This window comes from Aeromonas sp. 1HA1 (assembly GCF_029237385.1).
In the GTDB taxonomy this organism is placed as follows: Bacteria; Pseudomonadota; Gammaproteobacteria; order Enterobacterales; family Aeromonadaceae; genus Aeromonas; species Aeromonas popoffii.
Genome location: NZ_JAACGC010000027.1, coordinates 13,207 through 35,696 on the forward strand (window position 1 = coordinate 13,207; position 22,490 = coordinate 35,696).

The 22,490-nt window shown below is 61.5% G+C and carries 22 protein-coding genes and 1 riboswitch; of the genes, 15 read left to right on the top strand and 7 right to left on the bottom strand.

Annotated features, from left to right (window positions below; all coding sequences use genetic code 11):
• Positions 1 to 14: 14 nt before the first annotated feature.
• From GWQ22_RS10495 to GWQ22_RS10530, 8 genes are all read left to right on the top strand, one after another.
• On the top strand, positions 15 to 821 hold the full coding sequence (locus GWQ22_RS10495) for a M48 family metallopeptidase (RefSeq protein ID WP_212513645.1): 807 nt from the start codon (positions 15 to 17) through the stop codon (positions 819 to 821).
• Positions 809 to 1,315: a GNAT family N-acetyltransferase gene (locus GWQ22_RS10500; RefSeq protein WP_042038242.1), complete on the top strand. Its 507-nt coding sequence runs from the start codon at positions 809 to 811 to the stop codon at positions 1,313 to 1,315. Before GWQ22_RS10495 ends, GWQ22_RS10500 begins: the two co-directional genes overlap by 13 nt.
• Before the next feature lie 110 nt (positions 1,316 to 1,425).
• On the top strand, positions 1,426 to 2,328 hold the full coding sequence (locus GWQ22_RS10505; RefSeq protein WP_275930253.1) for an ROK family protein: 903 nt from the start codon (positions 1,426 to 1,428) through the stop codon (positions 2,326 to 2,328).
• Positions 2,329 to 2,369: 41 nt separating this feature from the next.
• Positions 2,370 to 3,116, top strand: coding sequence for a copper homeostasis protein CutC (locus GWQ22_RS10510; RefSeq protein ID WP_275930254.1), 747 nt, complete (start codon positions 2,370 to 2,372; stop codon positions 3,114 to 3,116).
• 181 nt (positions 3,117 to 3,297) lie between these two features.
• Positions 3,298 to 3,909 (top strand): FKBP-type peptidyl-prolyl cis-trans isomerase, encoded by a 612-nt coding sequence (locus GWQ22_RS10515; RefSeq protein WP_042038246.1) that lies wholly within the window; start codon positions 3,298 to 3,300, stop codon positions 3,907 to 3,909.
• 154 nt (positions 3,910 to 4,063) lie between these two features.
• Positions 4,064 to 4,945 (top strand): ABC transporter ATP-binding protein, encoded by an 882-nt coding sequence (locus tag GWQ22_RS10520; RefSeq protein WP_275930255.1) that lies wholly within the window; start codon positions 4,064 to 4,066, stop codon positions 4,943 to 4,945.
• A 70-nt stretch (positions 4,946 to 5,015) separates the two neighbouring features.
• Positions 5,016 to 6,029: an ABC transporter permease gene (locus GWQ22_RS10525; protein ID WP_275930256.1), complete on the top strand. Its 1,014-nt coding sequence runs from the start codon at positions 5,016 to 5,018 to the stop codon at positions 6,027 to 6,029.
• Positions 6,030 to 6,086: 57 nt separating this feature from the next.
• A complete protein-coding gene (locus tag GWQ22_RS10530; RefSeq protein WP_275930257.1) occupies positions 6,087 to 6,329 on the top strand; it encodes a DUF2845 domain-containing protein in 243 nt (80 codons plus the stop codon).
• Positions 6,330 to 6,381: 52 nt separating this feature from the next.
• On the opposite strand, the gene GWQ22_RS10535 is transcribed toward GWQ22_RS10530, so the two are convergent.
• The gene (locus tag GWQ22_RS10535) at positions 6,382 to 6,600 is read right to left on the bottom strand and encodes a DUF1107 family protein (protein WP_042038252.1); all 219 of its coding nucleotides are present in this window, start codon (positions 6,598 to 6,600) and stop codon (positions 6,382 to 6,384) included.
• Between the two features lie 211 nt (positions 6,601 to 6,811).
• Between GWQ22_RS10535 and yfcD the strand changes: the two genes are divergently transcribed.
• The 3 genes from yfcD to GWQ22_RS10550 all read left to right on the top strand — a co-directional run bounded on the left by yfcD (position 6,812) and on the right by GWQ22_RS10550 (position 9,214).
• Positions 6,812 to 7,294 carry an NUDIX hydrolase YfcD gene (gene yfcD / locus GWQ22_RS10540; protein ID WP_275930275.1) on the top strand — a complete coding sequence of 161 codons (483 nt, stop codon included), beginning with the start codon at positions 6,812 to 6,814 and terminating at the stop codon, positions 7,292 to 7,294.
• 354 nt (positions 7,295 to 7,648) lie between these two features.
• Positions 7,649 to 8,122, top strand: a complete 474-nt coding sequence (locus tag GWQ22_RS10545) for a redoxin family protein (RefSeq protein WP_275930258.1) — start codon at positions 7,649 to 7,651, stop codon at positions 8,120 to 8,122.
• A gap of 123 nt (positions 8,123 to 8,245) precedes the next feature.
• Positions 8,246 to 9,214 (top strand): calcium/sodium antiporter, encoded by a 969-nt coding sequence (locus GWQ22_RS10550; protein ID WP_275930259.1) that lies wholly within the window; start codon positions 8,246 to 8,248, stop codon positions 9,212 to 9,214.
• Between the two features lie 88 nt (positions 9,215 to 9,302).
• Here GWQ22_RS10550 and GWQ22_RS10555 read toward each other — a convergent pair whose 3' ends face one another.
• Positions 9,303 to 10,454 carry a type III PLP-dependent enzyme gene (locus GWQ22_RS10555; RefSeq protein WP_275930260.1) on the bottom strand — a complete coding sequence of 384 codons (1,152 nt, stop codon included), beginning with the start codon at positions 10,452 to 10,454 and terminating at the stop codon, positions 9,303 to 9,305.
• 507 nt (positions 10,455 to 10,961) lie between these two features.
• Positions 10,962 to 11,077, top strand: a riboswitch (glycine riboswitch).
• 119 nt (positions 11,078 to 11,196) lie between these two features.
• Between GWQ22_RS10555 and GWQ22_RS10560 the strand changes: the two genes are divergently transcribed.
• Complete coding sequence (locus GWQ22_RS10560; protein WP_042038257.1) at positions 11,197 to 12,573, top strand: sodium:alanine symporter family protein; 1,377 nt, start codon at positions 11,197 to 11,199, stop codon at positions 12,571 to 12,573.
• Positions 12,574 to 12,688: 115 nt separating this feature from the next.
• On the opposite strand, the gene GWQ22_RS10565 is transcribed toward GWQ22_RS10560, so the two are convergent.
• Both GWQ22_RS10565 and GWQ22_RS10570 read right to left on the bottom strand, forming a co-directional pair.
• On the bottom strand, positions 12,689 to 13,405 hold the full coding sequence (locus GWQ22_RS10565) for a protein ligase (RefSeq protein WP_275930261.1): 717 nt from the start codon (positions 13,403 to 13,405) through the stop codon (positions 12,689 to 12,691).
• A gap of 102 nt (positions 13,406 to 13,507) precedes the next feature.
• Positions 13,508 to 14,905, bottom strand: coding sequence for a nucleobase:cation symporter-2 family protein (locus tag GWQ22_RS10570; protein ID WP_275930262.1), 1,398 nt, complete (start codon positions 14,903 to 14,905; stop codon positions 13,508 to 13,510).
• Between the two features lie 246 nt (positions 14,906 to 15,151).
• Between GWQ22_RS10570 and GWQ22_RS10575 the strand changes: the two genes are divergently transcribed.
• Positions 15,152 to 16,291: a GGDEF domain-containing protein gene (locus GWQ22_RS10575; RefSeq protein ID WP_275930263.1), complete on the top strand. Its 1,140-nt coding sequence runs from the start codon at positions 15,152 to 15,154 to the stop codon at positions 16,289 to 16,291.
• 34 nt (positions 16,292 to 16,325) lie between these two features.
• Here the strand turns inward: GWQ22_RS10575 and GWQ22_RS10580 are convergent, their stop codons facing one another.
• Both GWQ22_RS10580 and GWQ22_RS10585 read right to left on the bottom strand, forming a co-directional pair.
• Positions 16,326 to 16,574: a DUF2498 family protein gene (locus GWQ22_RS10580; RefSeq protein WP_042038263.1), complete on the bottom strand. Its 249-nt coding sequence runs from the start codon at positions 16,572 to 16,574 to the stop codon at positions 16,326 to 16,328.
• Positions 16,575 to 16,724: 150 nt separating this feature from the next.
• On the bottom strand, positions 16,725 to 18,104 hold the full coding sequence (locus tag GWQ22_RS10585) for an MATE family efflux transporter (protein WP_275930264.1): 1,380 nt from the start codon (positions 18,102 to 18,104) through the stop codon (positions 16,725 to 16,727).
• Between the two features lie 120 nt (positions 18,105 to 18,224).
• On the opposite strand from GWQ22_RS10585, the gene GWQ22_RS10590 reads away from it, so the two are divergent.
• Complete coding sequence (locus tag GWQ22_RS10590) at positions 18,225 to 19,082, top strand: AraC family transcriptional regulator (RefSeq protein ID WP_275930265.1); 858 nt, start codon at positions 18,225 to 18,227, stop codon at positions 19,080 to 19,082.
• Between the two features lie 68 nt (positions 19,083 to 19,150).
• The gene (locus GWQ22_RS10595; RefSeq protein WP_042038269.1) at positions 19,151 to 20,845 is read left to right on the top strand and encodes an NAD-dependent malic enzyme; all 1,695 of its coding nucleotides are present in this window, start codon (positions 19,151 to 19,153) and stop codon (positions 20,843 to 20,845) included.
• Between the two features lie 607 nt (positions 20,846 to 21,452).
• Here GWQ22_RS10595 and GWQ22_RS10600 read toward each other — a convergent pair.
• Positions 21,453 to 22,454: an OmpA family protein gene (locus GWQ22_RS10600; RefSeq protein WP_275930276.1), complete on the bottom strand. Its 1,002-nt coding sequence runs from the start codon at positions 22,452 to 22,454 to the stop codon at positions 21,453 to 21,455.
• Positions 22,455 to 22,490: the final 36 nt, after the last annotated feature.

Consider the following 22,490-nt stretch of genomic DNA (forward strand, 5'->3'; position numbering starts at 1 on the left):
TGAAGGACACCTCCATGACATCCCCCCTGTTCAAGCTCGGCCTGGCGGCACTCTGTTCTACCCTGCTGGCCAGCTGTGCCCAGTCTCCTACCGGTCGTAGTCAGATGTTGCTGTTCTCGCCCCAGCAGATGAACCAGCTGGGCGCCGACTCCTTCGAGCAGATGAAGAAGCAGGAGAAGGTGAGCAAAGATGCCAGGATGAATGCCTACGTCTCCTGCGTCGCCAAGGCGGTGACTGCCCAGGTACCCGCCAGCTATGGCATCACCAGCTGGGAAGTGGTGGTGTTTGACTCCAAGCAGGTCAACGCCTTCGCCCTGCCCGGCGGCAAGATAGGGGTCTACAGCGGCCTGCTCAAGGTCGCCAAGAATCAGGATCAGCTCGCCACCGTCATCGGCCACGAGCTGACTCACGTGCTGGCCCAGCACTCCAACGAACGGCTCTCCCGCAGCCAGCTGACCGGTCTCGGTCTGGCGGCGGCCGACATCGCCATGGGCAGCAGCGAGTATCGCGGCGCCACCATGGCCGCCCTTGGCCTCGGGGTCGAGGTCGGTGTCATGCTCCCTTATGGCCGCACCCAGGAGAGTGAAGCGGATCGGTTGGGGCTGGAGTTGATGGCCCGCGCCGGTTTCAATCCGGCTGAAGCCATTCCCCTGTGGCAGAACATGAGTGCCGCCGCCGGTGGCAACACCCCGCCGAAGCTGCTCTCCACTCACCCCAGTAACGAGAACCGGATCGCCGAGTTGCAGGCGCAACAAGCGCACGTGCTGCCGCTCTTTAAGCAGGCTCGCGCCAACGGTCTGGTGCCCCAATGCAAGGCGTAAGCCTGCGCATGGCGCGGCCCGATGACGCCCCCGCCATGACGGTGACGCAGCGGGCCAGCTGGCTCGCAGCCTATGGCGAGGTGCTCGGTGCCGACATGCTGACCCAGCTTTCGGTGACCGAGCACCTGCAGATCTGGCAGAGCCGGCTCGCCGGATCCGGCCCCAGGCCCATGTTGATCTGCCAGGACGAGGTGGTTATAGGCCTGCTTTACTGGCAACTCGTGCTGGATAGCACAGAGCCGAGCGCCCTGATCCGCGCTTTTTACCTCCATCCCGAGCACTGGCGCCTGGGTCATGGCAAGCGGCTATGGCAGGCGGTGGCGATGCAGATGCGTCGTGCAGGTTGTGGCAGCGTCAGATTGTGGCTGCTCGATGGCAACCGGATCGGCGAGGGGTTTTACCTGAGGCGCGGCTTCGTCTTCGACGGTCAGGCACGCACCCTGATGAGCCTTGGGCAGGCTTGCCTGCAACGGCAAATGTTCCGTTTGCTTTGATCTCTCTCCCATTTTTCGCCCCCGATCACTTTATTTTTTTTGCGAATTAATACAATGTGCAGCTCTGGACAGGCTGAGGTGAGGTGACTCACCGACAAGGGAGTGTGGGCATGTATTACGGCTTTGATATTGGTGGCACCAAGATAGCGTTCGCCGTGTATGACGACGCCTTGAACCTCTGTCATGAGGAGCGCATGAGCACGCCCGGTAACGATTACGAGGGATTGCTGCAGCTCATCCGTGCCCGGGTCGAGCAGGCGGACGCCCGTTTCGGCGCGAGAGGCGCCGTGGGTATCGGCTTTCCTGGCATCCTCAATCGGCACGATCACAGCATAGTGGCGGCGAACCTGCCCTCCATCAATGGCCGCCATCTGGGCGCCGATCTGGCCGAGCGGCTGTGCCGTCCGGTCAAGGTGGACAACGATGCCAACTGCTTCCTCTGGTCAGAAGTGCACCAGGGGGCGGCGGCCGGGGCCGACAGTGCGTTGGGGGTCACCATCGGCACCGGCATCGGCGGCGCCGTCTATCTGGCGGGCAAGCTGATCCAGGGCCGCAACTGGCTGGCGGGGGAAATAGGTCACTATCCGCTGCCAGCCACCATGTTGATGAAGTATCCCGACCTGCCTCGTCCCCGTTGTGGCTGCGGCCGCCTGGTCTGTTTTGAAACCTATGCATCCGGCACCGGGCTGGAGCGGCTCTATCACCATTTTCATGGTCAGCGTGCCAGCGGTCACCAGATAGTGGGGCGCTTCGAGGCCCATGAGCCCCATGCGCTGGCCACGGTCGACTGCTGGCTGGAGATCATGGCCGCCGGGCTCGCGACCGCCATCTCTGTGGTTGATCCCGAGGTGGTGGTGCTAGGGGGCGGCTTGAGTGGCTTGCCTGCCCTGTACCAACAGCTGCCGCTGCGTCTGCCCGGCCATCTGTTGCCCGGTGTCGCCCTGCCCGAGCTCCGCCAGGCCCGCTTCGGTGGCGCCGGCGGGGTGCGCGGCGCGGCCTTGCTCAATTTATGAGATCAGATGTGCTGTCTGATCTCTCCAATAAAGGAGTCATCATGACCCGTCTTGAAATTTGTATCGACAACCTGGAATCCCTGTTCACCGCCCAGCAAGCAGGCGCGGATCGCATCGAGCTCTGCTCTGCGCTGGGGCTGGGTGGCCTGACCCCCTCTTACGGCTTTATGCAGCTGGCTGCGCGCCACGCCAACGTGCCTGTTTACGCCATGATCCGCCCCCGCGCCGGGGATTTTTGCTTCAGCACCGCCGAGTTTGAACTGATGTTGGTGGATATCGCTGCCGCCCGCGCAGCCGGGTTGCAGGGGGTGGTCATTGGCCTGCTGGATCAAGAGGGGCGGGTGCCCGCCGACCAGCTGCGCCAGCTGGTGGAGGCGGCCGGGCCGCTCGGTGTGACTTTCCATCGGGCCATTGACCTCTCCTCCGACTGGCGGCTGGATCTGGAGACGATCGTCGCGGCCGGCTGCGAGCGCATCCTGAGTTCGGGTCATGCGCCGACCGCGCTGGCGGGGCTGGAAACCCTGCAGGCCATGCAGCAGGCGCTGGCGGGCCGTGCCAGCCTGATGCCGGGTGCCGGGGTCAATGCCGACAACGTGCGCACCATCCTGGAGTTCACCGGGGTGAGCGAGGTGCATATGTCCGGTATGGGCTGGCGTGGCGGCATGGTACCGCATGGGGTGAACATGGGCACGTCTGATGACGGCCGGGTCAATATCACCGACGCCGGCAAGGTGGCAGCGGTGCGGGCCCTGCTGGATCGCACTGATGCCACCGAAAGCGTGGTTTGAGTCCAAAGGTTCAGTGTGTCATTGTGCCTGACAGGATCGCCGCCGATAGGCGGCGATCCTGCTCTTCTTGTGTGAAGTTCCTCCCACTGGCGTGGAAATCAGGGCTGCCACCGGCAGCACCTCGCCAAAAAGTCTGATATCATCCCGCCTCTTTATTACTTGGATCTGGAGCAACATCTCAATGTCCCAATACGACGCTATCGAACAGAAGGCCAGCTATGGCATCGGCCGCAACATGGGTGATCAGCTGGCGCAGCAAGCCTTCGCCGGTCTGGATATCCCGGCCCTGCAACAAGGTCTGGCAGATGCCCTGAATGGTCTGGAGTTCGCGGTTAGCCGTGACGATATCAATGATGCCTTCCAGGTGATCACCGCTCGCATGCAGGAAGAGCAGGAAGCCGTTGCCAAGGCTGCCGCCGCCGATGGCGAAGCCTTCCTGGCTGACAACGCCAAGCGTGCCGACGTCAAGGTGACCGATTCCGGTCTGCAATACGAAGTCATGGTAGAAGGCAATGGCGCCGTGCCGGTAGCCGGTCAGTCCGTGCGCGTGCACTACCACGGTACCTTCACCCACGGTGGCGTGTTCGACAGCTCGGTTGCCCGTGGCGAGCCGGCCGAATTCCCGGTCACCGGCGTCATCGCCGGTTGGGTTGAAGCGCTGCAGCTGATGCCGGTTGGTTCTAAGTGGAAGCTCTACATTCCGCAGGATCTGGCCTATGGCGCCCGTGGTGCCGGTTCCATCCCGCCCTACTCAGCCCTGGTATTCGAAGTGGAGCTGCTGGACATTCTGTGATCCGGCTGGCTTGATGCAAACGGCGACCTCAGGGTCGCCGTTTCTGTTTGAGGTTTACCCTGTCTGGCGGGCCCTCGTCGATAGACAATGTGCCTTTGCGGGGGATTTGGATATAGTCAGGGCTTGGCGTTCCCGGTCACTCTGGAAAACACGCATGGCTGCCATCATAGAAGTCATTGACCTCATCAAGCACTTTCCCGGCGTCAAGGCGGTGGATGGGCTCAGCTTTACCATTCCCGCCGGGTGCTGTTTCGGCCTGCTCGGTCCGAACGGGGCAGGCAAGACCACCACCATAGAGTTGCTGGAGGGGATCCTCACCCCGGACAGCGGCCAGATCCTGTTTCATGGTGCTGCCCGTGGCACCGATTACCGCTCCCGCATCGGCATCCAGTTTCAGCACACGGCGCTGCAGGATTTTCTGACGGTGCGCGATACCTTGCGCCTGTTTGCCAGCCTCTATCCCAATCCCTTGCCACAGGCGCAGCTCATCGAACTGTGTGCCCTTGGCGAGTTCATCGATCGGGACAGCCGCAAGCTCTCCGGCGGCCAGCGTCAGCGCCTGCTGCTGGCGCTGGCCCTGCTTGGCGACCCCGAGCTGCTGTTTCTGGATGAACCCACCACAGGGCTGGATCCCCAGGCCCGCCACCACTTCTGGCAGCGCATCGAGGCGATCAAGGCCCAGGGCAAGACGGTGGTGCTCACCACCCACTACATGGACGAGGCGCAGCAGCTGTGCGATCGCATCGCCATCGTCGATCACGGCCATCTGCTCAGCCTGGATACCCCGGCCGCCCTGCTGGCTCGTCACTTCGATGGGGTGCTGGTGCGTCTGCCGGATCATCCGGCCCTCGCCAGCCTGGGTTATCCACTGTTGCCCCACGGCGATCTGGTAGAGCTGACTTGTCCCGATGTGGCACTGCTGTTGCCGCAACTGCTGGGTTTGGGGGTGCCGCTGACCGGCATGCAGGTGCGATCCCCCAATCTGGAAGATCTCTTCTTGCACCTGACCGGCCATAGCCTGAGGAGTGGCGCATGAACGCAGTCATGAGGTGCCGTGTCGAGGCTCCTTCTTACCCGCGAGCCTTGCCGTGGCCGGGGAGCAAAACATGAAGGGGACCATCAAGCGGATCGGTGCGCTTTTTTATGCCCGCAATCTGGAGTTTGTGCGCGACAGGGCCGCCCTGGTGTGGAACCTGGCCTTCCCGTTACTGCTGGTGGTCGGTTTCTCTCTTATCTTCTCCGGCCCACCCAAGCCGCTGGTGCAGATGGGCGTGGTGGGCGAGCTGACGGCGGCCTATGCCCCCCTGAACGCCATTCCGCTGCTCAAGCTCATCCCCTATGACGATGAGCGCAAGGGTCAGCTCAAGGTGCGCCATCATCAGCTGGATCTGCTGCTCTCGCCCGGCTCGGACCGTTACTGGGTGAACCCGGACGCCGGCCAGGGCGCCATGGCCGAATACCTGTTGCGCCAGGCTATCTCCCGGCCGCTGGTGAAGGAGACCCTGAGCGGGCAGGCGATCCGCTACGGTGACTGGCTGCTGCCCGGGGTGATCGGCATGAACCTGATGTTTTCCGGCCTGTTCGGGGTGGGCTTCGTCATAGTCCGCTATCGCAAGAACGGTGTGCTCAAGCGACTGAGGGCCACGCCGCTCTCTGCCGCCGAGTTTCTCTGCGCCCAGTTGCTGTCGCGCATTGTGATCACCCTGGTGGTGAGCCTGCTGGTGTTTCTGGTCGCGTACTGGCTGCTTGGCGTGCCCCTGCTCGGCTCAGGCTGGTTGCTGCTGCTGATCGCCCTGGCAGGTGGCGCGGCCATGGCGTCGCTGGGCCTGCTCATCGCTGCCCGGATCCAGAACGAGGAGCTGGCGAGCGGCCTGCTCAACGTCATCAGCATGCCCATGATGTTTCTCTCCGGGGTCTGGTTCTCGCTGGAAGGGGCGCCGGTCTGGCTGCAACAGTTGGCGGCCTGGCTGCCGCTCAGCCAGATCATTACGGCGGCCCGTGCTGTCATGCTGGAGGGGGCTGGCTGGGCCGAGGTGGCCGCACCTCTCGGCTGGATCCTGTTGTTTACCCTCTGTTGTCTCACCCTGGGCAGTGCCCTGTTTAAATGGAATAGCCAATGAAGCGACATCTGAACCTGGGGGTTGTCCTGACTGAGCATACCGGCCAGCGCCGATGCAATGCGTTGCAAGAATGCTCTCATCACCGAAGGGGACAGCACCGCCGAGATGCTGCTCAAGTGTGGTGAGCCCATGCTGCGCGAGGAGCTCAGCCGCAATGAGGTGAGCCAATTGGGCAATCTGGTGCAGGTCAAATTTGGCGAGCGCTGGACCTACAACTTCGGTAAGAACGAGTTCATGCGTTTCGTCACAGTGCGCAATGGTGTTGTCACCGACATTGAAAATGGCCCGCGCGGCGAGTAGCCGGCGGGCAAAGCATGGATGCACAACAGACGGTATGGCAAGGCCCTTTGACTCACATGTCCGGCAAGGGCTCGTTGTGACGAAGCTGGCTGACGGCCTGATTGATCTGGCGAGCCAGCCTTAGCCGTTGGCGGCAGGTCAGGCCATGGAGGTTGATCCTGCCCGCGTTGAATTCAAATGTCCCCAGCGACTCGATGGTAAAATAGCCTCGGTGAAAGCTCTTGATGTAGCGAGCGATCTGCCGTGGGGATAACTGCTTGAACACCTTCATCACAAGGTTCCCTGATTGCCTGGACAGGGCACACTATGCCGTCGTCGGATGACACTGATATGACAGTGGGGTGAGGGATTGTATAAATCCTTTGATCTGCGTCGATGAACGGGGGGATTTGCTGGCACACGTTGAAAAAAGTGCTGCCATGACAAGCCCTTACCCCGATATACTGCTGTCAGTTGAGCAACATGAGCAAGAGGACCTGCACGTGGAATGGGTGGATGTGGTGGATGCGGATAACCGGGTGATTGGCGTGGCCGAGCGCGCCAGAGTGCGGCGGGAGAACCTGTGCCATCGCGCCAGTTATATCCTGGTGCTCGACGAGGCGGATCGCATCCTGGTGCAGCGGCGCACCCTCAGCAAGGATTTCTGCCCCGGCATGCTGGATGCCTGCGCCGGTGGCGTCGTGACCACGGGCGAGCAGATGGAACCGGCCGCCCGCCGCGAGCTGGCCGAGGAGTTGGGTATCGAGGATGTCCCCCTGCAGGGCTTTGGCAGCTTCTACGCCGAAGGGGAGGGCTATCGGGTTTGGGGTGGCCTCTACAGCTGCCATTATCAGGGGCCGCTGCGCTTGCAGGCTGAAGAGGTGAGCGAGGTGTACTGGATGAGCCAGGCCGAGATCGCCGCCCGCGCCACCGAATTTACCCCGGACTCCCTGCTCGCCATTGCCACCTGGCAGGCGAGGCGTTAAACCGCTTCTCATCTCCTCATGCAAAACGGGCAGCCACTGGCTGCCCGTTTTGCATTGTCACACCCGCCTGAGGCGCAGGCTGTCGCTAGGGATCCCGGCCAGCTCAGCCGGCGAAGGGCGAATTGGCCTGTTGGGCGGCAAACCGCTCGGCGGCGTCGGGCAGGGACAGTGTATTCTGCTCGCGCAAGGCGGAGGGGCGAATCTCCAGTCCATCTAAATGGTTCTGATTGAGATCTTATGGGCTGGTGGAACCTGCTCAAGGTTAGTGCAAATGGCGGCGCTGATGGGGGTGTGTCTCGCGTGCATGGGCTGGGGTAGACTGTGGCTCCTTACCTCCACCACGGACGAGAGATCATGATAGCGATTGGCCAATCCCTGCCTTTGGGCGAGTTCACCTTCATCACCCAGGAGGGCAAGCAGGTTCAGGATAGCCAGGCCCTGTTTGCCAGCAAGAAGGTGGTGCTGTTTGCCGTGCCGGGCGCCTTTACCCCCACCTGTTCCAACGCCCACCTGCCCGGTTATGTGGCGCTGGCCGACCAGTTCAGGGCCAAGGGGGTCGATGCCCTCTATTGTCTGTCGGTCAACGATGCCTTCGTGATGAAGGCGTGGCAGGCGGCCCAAGATGCCGACGCCATCACCATGCTGGCCGATGGCGACGGCAGCTGGACCCGGGCGCTCGGCCTTGCCAAGGAGACGGGGGCCTTCGGCGGTATTCGCGCCCAGCGTTTTGCCCTCATCGTCAACGATGGTGTGGTCGAGCAGCTGTTCGTGGAAGCACCGGGCAAGTTCGAGGTCTCGGCTGCCGAGAGCCTGTTGGCGGCGCTGTAAATGTTCATCGTCGTTTGATTTCCCCTTGAAATGGGAGGTCGGCCCGTTACACTGGGCCACTTCTGGATAGAGCCAGGCACTGTGCCTGGCTCTGTTGTTTGCAGGCGTTGGGATGGATACGTTATGACCCTGGCTGTTGTTGCCGTGATTGCCGGACTGGCGCTGCTGGTCTGGAGTGCAGATAAATTTGTGGACGGCGCTGCGGCGACCGCCCGTTATGCGGGCATGCCGCCGCTGCTGATCGGTATGGTGATCATCGGTTTTGGCACTTCGGCCCCCGAGATGGTGGTCTCCGCGCTGGCGGCTTCCCAAGGCAACCCCGGGTTGGCGCTCGGCAATGCCTATGGCTCCAACATCACCAATATTGCCTTGATCCTGGGGCTGACTGCCCTGATCAGCCCTATTGCTGTGGCCTCTCAGGTGGTGCGCAAGGAGATCCCCATACTGCTCGGCATTACCCTGCTCTCCGGTGCTTTGCTGCTCGATGGTCATTTGGGGCGGATGGATGCGGCCATTCTGGGTGTGGCGTTTGTTGGTCTGATGGGCTGGTCCATCTGGGCTGGCATGAGTGGCAAGGGGGATGCGCTGGATGCGGAGACCGCCGAGGATATCGAGAGCGAGGGGATGTCCCTCAAGCGCGCCATTCTCTGGCTCATTGTCGGGTTGGTGCTGCTGATCGGCGCTTCCCGTTTGCTGGTATGGGGTGCGGTGACCATCGCTCAGGCATTTGGCATCAGTGACCTGGTGATTGGTCTCACTATCGTTGCCATCGGTACTTCGCTGCCAGAGCTGGCGTCGTCCCTGATCGCTATTCGCAAGAATGAGCACGACCTGGCGCTGGGCAACGTGATCGGTTCTAACCTGTTCAATACCCTGGCGGTAGTCGGGATTGCGGCGGGGATTCACCCGCTCGACGTGGCACCGGAGGTGCTTACCCGTGACTGGACCGTCATGATGGGGCTGACCCTGTTGCTGCTGGTGATGTGTCTGGGCCGCAAGGGGCAGGGGCGGATCAACCGGCTGGAGGGGGGCGTGCTGCTCGCCTGTTTCGTCGCCTATACCGGCTGGCTGCTGACCAGTCAGTTTATCTGACCTGTGCCGGTGAAATGAGAGAGGGGGAAGCTTAAGCTTCCCCCTCTTGTTTTTGCTCGGTGAGTCTGTTGGCCGGTGAGTGGTTTGCTCAGGCAACCGCCACCAGCTTTTTCCCTTTCTGGCTGCTGTCCAGAATGAGGATGCTCGCCTTGGGGAAGAAGTTGAAAGTCGAGGCCGAGGCCCAGGTGTAGGCACCCATCACACGGCCCACCACCAGCTCGCCGATAGTCAGGTCAGGCAGCATGATGCCATCGCGGATCACGTCCACGCTGTCGCAGGTGGGGCCGGAGAGCACCGAATTGTGCTGCGCGCCGCTGGCATAGGGGGTGCTCACCGGGTAGGTGACGTGGTCGTAGAGCTGACCGTTATAGCTGCCGTATAGGCCGTCATCCAGGTAGTACCAGATCTTGTCGCCGCGGTGGGCCTTGCCCATCACGCTGGAGACCGAGGTCATGGCCGGTGCGCTGATAAAGCGGCCCGGTTCGGCAATTTTTTGCACGGTAGCGGGCAACTTGGCCAGCGCCTCGCGGATCGGGGCGCAGAAGCCGTCGATATCGAATTCGCCGCCCTCATAGTCAACCGGAAAACCGCCGCCGATATCCAGTACCCAGGGCTTGAGCCCCAGCGCCCATGCCTGCTCCATGATCTCGCGGCAGGCATCGATGGCCTGCACATGGCGACGGGCATGGGGCACTTGGGAGCCGACGTGGAACGACAGCCCCATCACCTTGATCCCCTTGGCGTGGGCCAGTTGCAGCAGCGGCAGGGCTTGCTCCGGGGTGCAGCCGAACTTCTTGGAGAGGTCGACCTTGGTCTCCGGGTTCGGGAAGCTGACCCGCAGCAGCAGTTTCACTTCGTCCTTGTAGGGAATGAACTTCTCCAGTTCCAGCGGGTTGTCGTAGACAAACACGGTGCAGCCGAACTCCAGCGCATAACGAATGTCGCTGTCGCGCTTGATGGGGTGAGTATGAATACAGCGTCCCGGGCGAACCCCTTGGCTACGCACCAGATCCACTTCGCCATTGGTGGCCAGATCGAAACAGGCCCCCTCTTCCTTCAAGACAGAGACCACGGCCTCGTGGGGCAGGGGTTTGAGTGCATAGTGCAATCGCACATCGGGCAGGGCGGCAGCCAGGGCCCGATACTGTTTGCGGATGGCTGCCTTGTCGAGCAGCAGCAGGGGAGAGCCGAATTGTTCAACCAACTGACGGTAGTCTTGTGCGATCAGGGTTTCGTTCATTCTCTTTTGAAAGTCCTTAGGGGGCAGATTTGCCCTAGCCTTGGTTTGTTGAGACGGCAGCGGCCGGCTCAGGCGAGTGGTCCGGAGGGACCAACCAGACACAATGCATAACTCCATCGCAAAGTGCTTAGTTATGCGCGGAATTATCTGCCTATTGAGTTTCTGTGCAAGCATTTTGAGTGGATATGTTGGAAAGTTTTTCTGGTCGAGATGACAGGTCATCCTGATATGCGACCTGGTGGCGCAACCGGCTCGCGGGATGCCCAAACTGGCTTCGTTAAAGCATTGAAAGTTAACAAACAAATAACATGCCTCACTGTGGTGCCCGAGGTGGAAAAAAAGCGGCGCAGCGGACGGCCGAGTGGGAGACAGCTCACATTTTTTGGATTAACATGCCCGCTTCCTAATCCAAACTAGTTCGGATGAAGGTAGCAGGAGAGCGATGGGCAACCATCCACCGAAGAAGTGAATCTTTCAGGTACCGGGCAACCGGTGTGGACTGCTACTGGACGATACTCTGGAGAGACCCGTTAAATCGGGCGCCGAAGGAGCAAGGCACCATGACTACCCGCAAGGGCAGGCTGGCGCCGGAAACTCTCAGGCAAAAGGACAGAGGGGATGGGATGGTTGTACTTTGGGTTGTACTTTGGCTTAGCCCGCATCCGATCGCCTCTGGCCGATCGCGACACCTATGGGAAGATCATCCTTCTCCTCCTTAATCTTTGTTTTTTAAGGAGGATGCATGTCATCAATTCAATCGGCGTTAACCGCCATCGATAGCTTTATCTGGGGTCCGCCCCTGCTGATCCTGCTGGTCGGGACCGGTATCTATCTCACCCTGCGTTTGGGTCTGCTTCAGGTCGTGCGCTTACCGCTCGCCCTGCGGTTGGTGTTTGGCCGCGATCAGGGACAGGGCAAGCAGGGGGATGTCTCCAGCTTTGGTGCCCTGTGCACCGCCCTCTCTGCCACCATAGGTACCGGCAACATCGTCGGCGTCGCCACCGCCATCAAGCTCGGCGGCCCCGGCGCCCTGTTCTGGATGTGGATGGCGGCGCTGTTCGGTATGGCCACCAAGTACGCCGAATGCCTGCTGGCAGTCAAATACCGCGAACAGGATGCCAACGGCCAGATGGCTGGCGGCCCCATGTACTATCTGGAGAAGGGGCTCGGCTCCAAACCGCTTGCCAAGCTGTTCGCCCTGTTCGGCATAGGTGTGGCCTTCTTCGGCATCGGTACCTTCCCGCAAGTTAACGCCATCTCCGATGCCATGAGCCTCTCTTTCTCGGTGCCCCGTGAAGTGACGGCCGTGGTGCTGACCCTGATAGTGGCACTGGTGACCCTGGGGGGTATCAAGTCCATTTCCAGCGTGTCGAGCAAGGTGGTGCCCTTTATGGCGATTTTCTATATCGTCGCTTGCCTGGGGGTGCTGGTGAACAATGCGAGCGCCGTGCCCGATGCCGTCATGCTGGTGATCGAGAGCGCCTTTACCGGCCATGCGGCGACCGGCGGCTTCGTCGGCGCCAGCATTATGCTGGCGATCCAGTCCGGTGTCGCGCGCGGGGTCTTCTCCAACGAGTCGGGGCTGGGCTCTGCCCCCATCGCGGCAGCGGCGGCTAAGACAGATTCTTGCGTGGAGCAGGGGCTGGTTTCCATGACGGGCACCTTCATCGACACCATCATCATCTGCACCATGACCGGCCTGGCCCTGGTGGTGACAGGGGTGTGGAGCGGGGACTTGAGCGGCGCAGCCATGACCAGCCAGGCCTTTGCCCAGGGGCTGGATGCCCACATAGGCCAGTATCTGGTGAGCATAGGGTTGCTGTTCTTTGCTTTCACCACCATCCTCGGATGGAACTATTATGGCGAGCGCTGCACCGAGTATCTGTTCGGGGTCAAGGCGATCAAGCCCTATCGTCTCATCTATCTGGTGCTGGTAGCGAGCGGCGCCTTCCTCCATCTGGACATGATTTGGCTGCTGGCCGACATCGTCAACGGCCTGATGGCGGTACCCAACCTCATCGGCCTGATTGGCCTGCGCCATGTGGTGATCGCCGAAACCCGCGCCTACTTTAGCCGGGATCTGGATGGCGAAGCCGAGCCGGATCCGCAGACGGCCTGAACGCCTCAGCCCGTTTCACGTTCCCCTTGAAATGAACAAGCCACGACTCCGGTCGTGGCTTTTTTTGTGCGCTGTGTCTATGGATGGGTACTTTCCCTCTCCCTTCGGGATAAGGTCAGGATGAGGGGGATAGCCCCTCGCTCAGCAGGCTATCCAGACGTGCTCGCACCTTGTCCACCAACGCCTGGTCACTACCGCGCCAGCCGATGCAGCTTGCCAGCGTGGTGGAGGTTCCCGCCATAAAACGCAGTTCGCCGCCCGCCAACTCGTAGAAACGGCTCGCCATCCGGGTACCCTCATCCACATCTCCTGCCACCAGCAGCATGGCCTGGGCCAGCACGGCGCCGCCGTGATCCTGCCCCGGTGCCAGCCAGCGCTGGGCGGTGCCGGTGATCTTGCGCCCCCCGATCACCAGATTGTACTGGCCATCGCAAAAGGAGCCGGGCACGAAGTCATAGTTTCCCTCAAGGCCGTACTCCCCCAGCAGGGCCAGCAGCGGCGCCCCCAGCAGCCGGTAGTAGTGAGCCAGATCGGTGGTGGTTCGGGGCAGTAACAAGGAGAGGTTGAGGATGCCAGCGCCGTGGGGCACGGCGGTGCCGCCACTGTCGCGCACATGCACCGGCCAGCCTTCGGCGGCGAGCTGCTCACAGGCGGCAGCGTAACGGGGCAGACGGGTATCCTTGCGGGTGACAATCAGGCATTGGGGGGCCTGCCAGAGGTGGGCTCGGGGCTGGCCGTCACGGGCACAGTCGCGCAGCCAGTGCTGCTCTTCGGCCAATATCTGTGCGGGGGAAGCGGTATCGGGGAGGAGAGAGAGCAGGCGATAGGGCATGGCGACATCCTCAAAAAAGGCTGCTCAGCACACTACCCGTGGCGGCTGACAAGGTAAAGCCCCGCAGTGCGGGGCTTGAGTCTGCTATCGGTTGATGACGTCTCAGGAGTGACGCTGTTCGCGCTTTGGCAGCAGCAGGTTCATCACGATGGCGGTGAGGCCGCCGGTGGCGACGCCGTAGGAGAGCACGCTTCTGGCCAGATCCGGCAGGTGTTGCAGCACTTCCGGCACCTGGGCGACCCCCAGCCCCATGGCGAGCGACACCGCCAGGATCATCAGGGCGCGTCTGTCCAACTCCTCGCGGGAGATGATGCGTACCCCGGCGGCGGCTATGGTGCCGAACATGACGATGGTCGCACCGCCCAGCACGGGCTCGGGGATCTGCTGCACCAGGCTGGCGACCGCGGGGAACAGGCCGAGCAGTGCCAGCATGGCGGCGATGAAGAGGCCGATATGGCGACTGGCCACCCCGGTCAGCTGGATGACGCCGTTGTTCTGGCTGAAGGTCGACATGGGAAAGGTAGCAAACAGGGCAGCCAGCATGGAGTTGCAGCCATCGGCCAGTACCCCGCCCTTGATACGTTCCAGATAGACAGGGCCACTGACAGGCTCACCCGAAATGTCCGAGGTGGCCGTCATGTCGCCGATGGCCTCCAGCGCCGTCACCACGAAGATGATGGTGAGCGGCACGAACAGCTGCCAGTCAAAACCGAGGCCGTAGTGCAGCGGGATGGGCACCATCACCAGGGGACCATCGAAGGTGGGGGCGCTCACTTTGCCCAGCAGCAGTGCCACGGCATAGCCCGCCAGCATGGCGATCATGATGGCGGAGAGGCGCAGCCAGGGATTACGGCTGCGTTGCAGCAGCACGATGAGGCCGAGTACCAGCAGGGAGAGGAAGAGGTTGCTGTGGCTGGCGAAGCTGCCATCCGAGAGGGCGGCATAGCCGCCACCCATGCTGATGAGCCCGACCTTGATCAGGGTCAGGCCGATCAGCAGTACGACGATGCCGGTCACCAGCGGTGTGATCACCCGTTTGACCAAGTGGAGGAAGCGGCTCATCACCACCATGGTGAGGGCGGCCACCAGCATGGTGCCAAACAGGGTGCCCAGCAGATCCTCGGTGGGCATGGCGGCCTGCTTGAGGGCGAGACCGGAGGCGATGATGGGGCCGAGGAAGTTGAAGCTGGTGCCCTGCACCGACAGCAGGCCCGAGCCGATGGGGCCGAAGCGACGGGTCTGGATGAAGGAGGCGATGCCGGACATGACCAATGACATGGAGACGATATAACGGGTGTCGGCGGCAGGGAGACCGAGGGCATTGGCAATGATGAGGGGCGGGGTAATGATGGCAACAAACATGGCGAGCATATGCTGCAGGGCGGCGAACAGAGTCTGGGGCAGGGGGGGGACATCGTCTATGCCGTAGACCAGTTCGCTGTGGGCTCGTCTGGGAGGATGAGCCTCTGGGGTTGCACGGACGGCGGCAGCCTGTTCCATAAATACCTCGAATGTGTGGGGGAGGGGGGAGAAAATTGGGCGCTATTTTAGTGATTGAAATGGCGCTGACCAGCGCTAATTCGGGCTGAAACCGGTTTATTTTTTCATGGGTTGAAACGTTTGCGTGTGGCGATTATGATCCGCCGGTTTGTGTGACGGCGCTCGCCCTGAAATGGCGCCGGTTGCATAGGATTTTGAGCCTGTGCGGCGTAGAATGAGCCCTCTGTCGAGATTTGGAGGCTCTGGATGCTGAAGTTGTCGGAGTTCTGGAGTGCCCGTGCCCACTCCGAAGATTTTACCCTGACCCGCATGGGCTTCATGACGGTGCGCTTGCGCCTGCTCACCTGCCTGCTGATGGTGGGTCTGCCCGCCTGGGCCCTGGTGGACTGGCTGACTCTGCCCTCTGCCCAGTTCGATGAACTGCTTCAGGCCCGGATTTTCTGCCTGCTGGCCCTCTCTCCACTTATCCCCCTCTCCTACCTCATCCATTTCAGGCACGAGCGCATGAAGCTCGCGCTGGGCTATCTGATGGCGGTGATGATGCTGTTCTCCCTCATCTGCCTGCACAGTTTCGGTGCGGATCAGGAGTTGCAGGCGGGCTACATGGCCTTTCCCTATCTGCTTGTCAGCCTGTTTGCCATCTTCCCCATTCCGCTCTCCCTCGGCCTGCAGCTGGCGGGGGGCATTCTGGTCACCATGCTGGCGGGCAACTGGTTGCTGGTGGGGCAGCCGCTGTGGAGCGTGCAGACCCTCAACCAGGTCTGGCTGCTGGTGCTGTTTGCCCTGGCCAGCAGCTGGGTGCAGTGTGGTCAGCTCAATATGCTGCTGCAGCTCTATCGGGAGTCCACCACGGACGAGCTGACCGGTATGATGAACCGTCGACTGCTGATGAAGCGACTGGAGAAGGCCTGGATGAACATGAGCCGCAAGCAGACGCCCTTTGCCGTCCTGTTGCTGGATCTGGACCGCTTCAAGCGTATCAACGACACTTTCGGCCATCTGGCGGGGGATGCGGTACTCAAAGAGGTGGCGGCGACCTTGGCGGAGCAGCTGGAGTCTGACATGGTGTTGGGACGTTATGGCGGCGAGGAGTTTGCCATCCTGCTGCCCAACTGCGGCGATCTGATCCAGGCGAAGCGCGTGGCGGAGCGGCTGCGGGTGGCGGTGGAGGCGCGGCTGGTGAAGAGTCCCACCTCGGATGAGTTGTTGGAGGTGACCGTGAGTATCGGCCTGACCCTGGTCCAGCGCGGGGAGAGCATAGAGGATCTGTTCAATCGGGCCGACGAGTACCTCTACATGGCCAAGATGGCGGGGCGCAACTGCGTGGTGGGCGAGCTGGCCGGCAAGCCGGCACTGCCCCACGCCATCAAGACAGATGCCGCCTGAGGGCGGCATCTGTCTGTCATGGGCACGGGAGAGATCAGCTCAGCTGGTACTTGCCGGAGAGCTGCTGGGCCAGCAGCTTGAACATGTTGAACACCGCCATTGTCTTGCCGGTCGGGGTGCCATCTTCGGCCAGGAAGAACTCCCCCTTGAACACCAGAATATCCCCTTTCTGCTCTACTGCGTCGGCGCGCATGCCGTGGATGAAGTCTTCGTGGCGCTTGATGATGCCGTTGGCCATCTCCAGCAGGGCAGTCTCGGTGATCAGCTCTTTCTGTGGTTGCATGCTCGTCTCCTGAAACGACGACGGGACAGGGGCATTGGACACGTGCACTTAGCGGCGCCCTGTCTCTGATTGAAGAGGGGGCCAGCATACTGCAAACGGGGATTTTCTGTCATTGATATGACCCCGCATTTTGCCTCTTCCTGCGTCCCCTTATCCTATCACCAGATTTCTGAGCCAGCGGCGCTGGCGGATCCTGCGCTGCACCAGCACGACCTTGCACAACTCCTCCAGCAGCACCACGGCCACCACCCAGGAGAGAGGCCAGCCGAGCAGGCTGACCGCCACCCAGGCGAGCGGCAGGCCTATGCACCACATGGCGATGATGTCGATGACGATGCTGTAGTTCACGTCGCCGCCGGAGCGCAGCACCCCGATAATCCCCACCATGTTGAACACCTTGAGCAGCATGCCCAGACACATGACGGCGAGCACCTGCCCCGCCTCTCCCAACATCTCGCCCGGCAGGTTGCCGACCCACTGTAACAGGTGGGTCTGCAACAGCCAGACTGCCATCCCTACCAGCAGGGCGCCTATGGGGGCGAGCAGCAGGAACAGCTGGGAGTGTTGCCAGGCGATGTCGTACTCCTCGGCCCCGAGCCGGTGGCCGAGCAGGGTGGAGCAGGCTACCGCCAGCCCGAAGAAGAGAGAGATGAGGATGCTCTCGAGCGTCCCCAGCGTGGTCATGATGGCCAGTGAATCTGTGCCCAGATGGGCATAGAGAAAGCCGTAGAGCAGCATGCCGAAGGCCCAGAGCCCGTCGTGGAACAAGAGCGACAGGGCGATCAGGGTGAAGCGCACCACCTCCTTGCGCTTGAAGGCGTCCCACCACTCCTGTCTGCGCGGGATGAGGCGGGGCTCCTGCCGCCACACATAGATCAGCAGCAGCGCCGTTTGCAGCAGGCGTGAAATGGTCGTGCCCCAGGCAGAGCCTGCCACCCCCATGGCCTCGAAGCCGAAATTACCGAAGATGAGGGCGTAGTTGAGGATGACGTTGGCGATGATGGCTATGATGCCGATCCGGGTCGGGGCGGCGGCGTTGCCCACCGAACGCAGCGCCGATTCCAGTGGCACTACGATGGCGGTACAGAGAATAGTGGCGCCGGTGATCATCAAGAACGGGTCGGCGAGGGCGCGCAATTGGGGTTCCTGGCTGGCAAAATCCAGCACGCTGCCCGGGGCGAGCACATAGATGAGTGCAAACGGCAGACTCACCAGCAGGGCACCCACCAGCGCCAGTAGCAGGGCGCGGCGCACCCCGGCCAGCTCGCCGCGACCGTAATATTGTGCCGCCAATACCGAGACGCCACCCGAGAGTCCCGCTATCACCAGCAGATTGAAGAAGAAGACCCGGTTACCCAAGCCCACTGCCGCCACCGCCGTGGTGCCGAGCTGGCTCACCATCATGATGTCGATGAGGCCGAGCAGGGAGAACATCATGGATTGCAGCGACACTGGCAGGGCCAGCCGCCACAGTCGTGTCATGAACTCGCGATCGGTGGTTTGTTTTAAAATCGCTTGCCAATAATTCATTTATGTTAACCAGGTATGTGAAACGCAAGGTTTGTCATGGGTATGATAGGGGGAGTGGCGAGCGACTTCACTGTGAGCCCCTCTCGGGTTTCTTGTTTAAAACTATCATGTTGAGGCGTTATGGCTTTTGTCCGCGAGTGTCTGGAAATAGCCCCGGCCTGCGAGGAGCGGATGCTGGGCCGTGAAGGGCTGCCCCTGCTCGGCGAGGCGGGTATTTTTCTGACCGGCCTTTCGCACATCAGGGAGCACTACCTCATTCGTCGCAATCGCCCTGAGTTCCACATCCTGATGGTGAGTCACGATGAGGGAGGCGCCTTGCTCACTGACGAGGGGGAACAGCCGATTCCGGCAGGATCGCTCATCTTCCTGCCCGCCGCCGTGCCAGGTGGTCTCAGGCTGATTGGCGAGCGCTGGCAGATCAGCTGGATTTTGCTCGATGACGTGCCGCGATGGCAGCACCTGCACCGGCTGGGTCACCGCATCTGGCAGGGAGAGGAGGGGGATCAGCTCTATCACCTGCTCAGCCTGATGCAGGGGGAGGGGGTACGTTCACCCCTGCAACCCCAGCTGCTCAGCCTGTTGCTGGCGCTGCTGGAACGCACTCTGCAAGGGGAGGTGCGCGGTACCCCTGAGCTGAGGTTGCAGGCGCTGTTTCGGCGGGTGGAGGCGCGCCTTGACGAGCCTTGGAGCGTAGCACTGCTGGCTCGGCAGATGGCCTGCTCTGTGCCCCATCTGCACCGGCTCTGCCAGCAGGTGTTCGGCATGGGGCCCATGGCCTGGCTCACCGGGCTCAGGATGAACAAGGCGCGTCAGCTGCTGCTCTACACCAACTGGCCGCTCGGCGAGTTGGCCAGCCGGGTCGGCTACAGCGATGGTGCCAACTTTGCCAACCGTTTTCGCCGCATCACTGGTCAGACCCCCGGCGCCTTTCGTCGCCTAGGTCGCAAACCTTTTGCACCGGATGTGCAAACTCTTTGAAATTAATGGCGCAAGCCCATAGGATCGGCGGATCCCTTCGTCCAGGTCATTGTGTAGGTACCCGATCCATGTTTGAAGATAATAACCAGAAACGCCCCCTCTACATTCCCTATGCCGGTCCGGCCCTGCTGGAGACCCCCTTGCTCAACAAGGGCAGCGCCTTCACCAGTGAAGAGCGCAGCAATTTCAACCTCGAGGGCCTGCTGCCCCAGAATATTGAAACCATCGAAGAGCAGGCCGAGCGGGCCTACCGTCAGTTCATGGCGTTTGGCAACGACATGAACAAGCACATCTATCTGCGTAACATCCAGGATACCAACGAGACGCTCTTCTACCGTCTGCTGCACGACCACCTGACCGAGATGCTGCCGGTCATCTATACCCCGACCGTGGGCAAGGCGTGCGAGGAGTTCTCCAACATCTACCGCCGCGCCCGCGGCCTCTTCATCTCCTATCCGGACAAGGACAGGATCGATGACATGTTGCAAAACGCCACCAAGCAGAACGTCAAGGTAATCGTGGTCACCGACGGCGAGCGGATCCTGGGTCTTGGCGATCAGGGGATTGGCGGCATGGGCATTCCCATCGGCAAGCTCTCCCTCTACACCGCCTGTGGTGGCATTTCCCCGGCCTACTGCCTGCCGGTGGTGCTGGATGTGGGCACCAACAATCAGCAGTTGCTCAATGACCCCTTCTACATGGGCTGGCGCAATCCGCGCATCTCGGGTGAAGAGTACGCCGAGTTCGTCGATGCCTTTATCCAGGCGGTCAAGCGCCGCTGGCCCGATATCCTGCTGCAGTTCGAGGATTTCGCCCAGAACAACGCCATGCCGCTGCTCAACCGCTACAAGAACGAGCTCTGCTGTTTCAATGACGACATTCAGGGCACCGCCGCCGTGACGCTCGGCAGCCTGATCGCCGCTTGCAAGGCCTCCGGTGCCAAGCTCTCCGAGAAGCGGGTCGCCTTCCTCGGCGCGGGCAGTGCAGGTTGCGGCATTGCCGAGCAGATAGTGGCGCAGATGAAGGCCGAAGGGCTGACGGATGCACAGGCCCGTGGCCGGGTCTTTATGGTGGACCGCTTTGGTCTTATCACCGACAAGATCCCCAACCAGCTCGACTTCCAGCGCCGCCTCTCCCAGCCGGTTGAGCGCATTGCCGACTGGTCGGTGGGGGACAATATCTCCCTGCTGGAGGTGATGGAGCACGGTCGCCCGGACATTCTGATCGGGGTCTCCGGCCAGCCGGGCCTGTTCACCGAAGAGGTGGTCAAGACCATGCACAAGCACTGTGCCCGTCCCATCATATTCCCGCTCTCCAACCCCACCTCGCGGGTCGAAGCAACTCCGGCAGATCTCATCCGCTGGACCGACGGTCAGGCGCTGGTGGCCACCGGCAGTCCGTTTGCACCGGTGGAGCACAAGGGCAAGCGCTATGTCATCGCCCAGTGCAACAACTCCTTCATCTTCCCGGGGATCGGCCTTGGTGTCATCGCCTCCGGTGCCACCCGGGTAACCGATGCCATGCTGATGTCTGCCAGCCGCGCCCTGGCGGAGTGTTCGCCGCTGGTGAAGGGGGCCGAGGGCTCGCTGCTGCCGGATCTGGCGGACATTCACGAGGTATCCCGCTACATAGCCAAGATGGTGGCCAAGACCGCCATGCTGCAGGGCAAGGCGGTGCAGACCCCGGATGAGGTGATAGAGCAATCTATCGAAGCGAATTTCTGGCAACCAGAATACCGCCGCTATCGCCGCACCTCCTTCTGATCTTTCGCACAGACGAAAAGCAACAGGGATGCCTCGGCATCCCTTTTTTGTGCACCTTTCACCGGTTTCCCTTTCAGTACCTCTCCCACACGCCTGACTGCTCTTTTCGTTGTTTGACTCGGCCTATGGTGCGGCTGGTTCTGCGACGGGGGCCTCGGGGGCACCCTGAGAGCCGGTGACCGGTTGCTCTCGCCACTGCCCAGGATGCTCACCTTGTCGGCGGGCTGGCCGAGGCTGGCTCGCGGTGCCAAGTTGATGGACTTGACGCGATAGAGATAACCGCTCCCTTCCGCCAATACCGAGAAGATGTCGCCAGGGGGCAACCGGCCTATCACCGACAGGGAGGCCTCATGGCTGCCAATGCAATTCAAACAGGTTTCGGTCTTATGTTCATCGCGTATCCTCGTCGATGTTTGATGCCGCAGAGCGCCAGCGCTGTTGTGTACAACCCCGACGATTGATAGGCGATGCAGGTTTTTTAACCACTTAGGTGGTGCTTGGGATTGCAACGAGCGGGACGAGGTGACAAAACGGGGAGGGTGAGCGGTGATCACGGGGCAATAAAAAAGGAGGCCATCAGGCCTCCCTCATATGCCACCTGAGTGACTTACTGTTTCACTTCTTTTACGCCGGTGACGCTTACTTCAACGCGACGATCCGGTGCCAGGCAGGCGATCAGCTGTGCCCGGGCCTGGATGCCGTCACACTGGGTGCCGGTGACCGGGTTGGCTGTGCCACGACCTTCGATGGTGACCTTGCCAGCAGGCAGACCCTTGCTGATCAAGACGTCGGCTACGGTGCGGGCGCGGGCTTCGGACAGTCTCAGGTTGTGCGCTTCAGAACCGATGCGGTCTGTGAAGCCGACGACTACGGCGCTGCCATCTCTCGGCTGCACGTCGACGATCTGCTGATACAGGGTATTCAGCGCGGCAACTCCTTCCGGCTTCAGAGTGGATTTGCCAAAGGCAAACAGCACGTCCGAGCTCAGGGAGAAGTTCTTTTCGACCATCACCGGCTCAGGAACCGGCTCGGGAGCCGGTGCCGGGACGGGGGCAACGTAAGAGGTGCGGTTCGGGTGAAACACCAGTTCCAGGGTGGCCAAACTCATGTTGGTTTCCCCGGTCACATTCTCATCACCCACGTTCCACAGGTAGCGGTAGCGGGCTTGCAGATCGAGGAGGTCGGTGAGCTTGGCGGTCAGGCCCAGACCGGCCAGCGGTACGGTGACTTGGTCGCTGCTGTTCTTGCCGTTGACATTGGCGAAGTAGGCTCCGCCTTCTGCAAATACGGAGAAGATGTCGCCCAGCGGCAGACGGGCAAGACCGGACAGGGTAGCGCCCTGGGTCCTGAAGTCGACACCGTCGGTACCGAATTGGCCGGCGTAGAGGTAGCCCAGTTCGGCGGCGTAGTTATCATTGAAGTTGTAACCACCAAACAGGGAGAGCGCAGTAGCGTCCTGGTCAGCGTCTTTGCCAAAGTCGTTCAGGTCATGGCCATAAGCCCAACCGGCGCCGATACCTGTGTACCAGTCGTTGGCTGCCTGAGCGGTGGTAGTTCCCATTGCCGTGATGGCCAGAGCAATCAGGGCAGGTGCCATTTTCATTTTCATCATTTCATCCTCGTTGAGTTTGCTGTGCTAGGGCGT

Excerpts from the sequence above, each read along its gene's own strand:
- GWQ22_RS10585 (WP_275930264.1), bottom strand. The coding sequence starts at position 18,104 with ATGAATTATTGGCAAGCGATTTTAAAACAAACCACCGATCGCGAGTTC.
- GWQ22_RS10510 (WP_275930254.1), top strand. The coding sequence starts at position 2,370 with ATGACCCGTCTTGAAATTTGTATCGACAACCTGGAATCCCTGTTCACC.
- GWQ22_RS10590 (WP_275930265.1), top strand. The coding sequence starts at position 18,225 with ATGGCTTTTGTCCGCGAGTGTCTGGAAATAGCCCCGGCCTGCGAGGAG.
- GWQ22_RS10550 (WP_275930259.1), top strand. The coding sequence starts at position 8,246 with ATGACCCTGGCTGTTGTTGCCGTGATTGCCGGACTGGCGCTGCTGGTC.
- GWQ22_RS10565 (WP_275930261.1), bottom strand. The coding sequence starts at position 13,405 with ATGCCCTATCGCCTGCTCTCTCTCCTCCCCGATACCGCTTCCCCCGCA.
- GWQ22_RS10505 (WP_275930253.1), top strand. The coding sequence starts at position 1,426 with ATGTATTACGGCTTTGATATTGGTGGCACCAAGATAGCGTTCGCCGTG.
- GWQ22_RS10600 (WP_275930276.1), bottom strand. The coding sequence starts at position 22,454 with ATGAAAATGAAAATGGCACCTGCCCTGATTGCTCTGGCCATCACGGCA.
- GWQ22_RS10595 (WP_042038269.1), top strand. The coding sequence starts at position 19,151 with ATGTTTGAAGATAATAACCAGAAACGCCCCCTCTACATTCCCTATGCC.
- GWQ22_RS10545 (WP_275930258.1), top strand. The coding sequence starts at position 7,649 with ATGATAGCGATTGGCCAATCCCTGCCTTTGGGCGAGTTCACCTTCATC.
- GWQ22_RS10535 (WP_042038252.1), bottom strand. The coding sequence starts at position 6,600 with ATGAAGGTGTTCAAGCAGTTATCCCCACGGCAGATCGCTCGCTACATC.
- GWQ22_RS10500 (WP_042038242.1), top strand. The coding sequence starts at position 809 with ATGCAAGGCGTAAGCCTGCGCATGGCGCGGCCCGATGACGCCCCCGCC.
- GWQ22_RS10575 (WP_275930263.1), top strand. The coding sequence starts at position 15,152 with ATGCTGAAGTTGTCGGAGTTCTGGAGTGCCCGTGCCCACTCCGAAGAT.
- GWQ22_RS10520 (WP_275930255.1), top strand. The coding sequence starts at position 4,064 with ATGGCTGCCATCATAGAAGTCATTGACCTCATCAAGCACTTTCCCGGC.
- GWQ22_RS10530 (WP_275930257.1), top strand. The coding sequence starts at position 6,087 with ATGCGTTGCAAGAATGCTCTCATCACCGAAGGGGACAGCACCGCCGAG.
- GWQ22_RS10570 (WP_275930262.1), bottom strand. The coding sequence starts at position 14,905 with ATGGAACAGGCTGCCGCCGTCCGTGCAACCCCAGAGGCTCATCCTCCC.
- GWQ22_RS10515 (WP_042038246.1), top strand. The coding sequence starts at position 3,298 with ATGTCCCAATACGACGCTATCGAACAGAAGGCCAGCTATGGCATCGGC.
- GWQ22_RS10560 (WP_042038257.1), top strand. The coding sequence starts at position 11,197 with ATGTCATCAATTCAATCGGCGTTAACCGCCATCGATAGCTTTATCTGG.
- GWQ22_RS10525 (WP_275930256.1), top strand. The coding sequence starts at position 5,016 with ATGAAGGGGACCATCAAGCGGATCGGTGCGCTTTTTTATGCCCGCAAT.
- GWQ22_RS10555 (WP_275930260.1), bottom strand. The coding sequence starts at position 10,454 with ATGAACGAAACCCTGATCGCACAAGACTACCGTCAGTTGGTTGAACAA.
- GWQ22_RS10580 (WP_042038263.1), bottom strand. The coding sequence starts at position 16,574 with ATGCAACCACAGAAAGAGCTGATCACCGAGACTGCCCTGCTGGAGATG.
- GWQ22_RS10495 (WP_212513645.1), top strand. The coding sequence starts at position 15 with ATGACATCCCCCCTGTTCAAGCTCGGCCTGGCGGCACTCTGTTCTACC.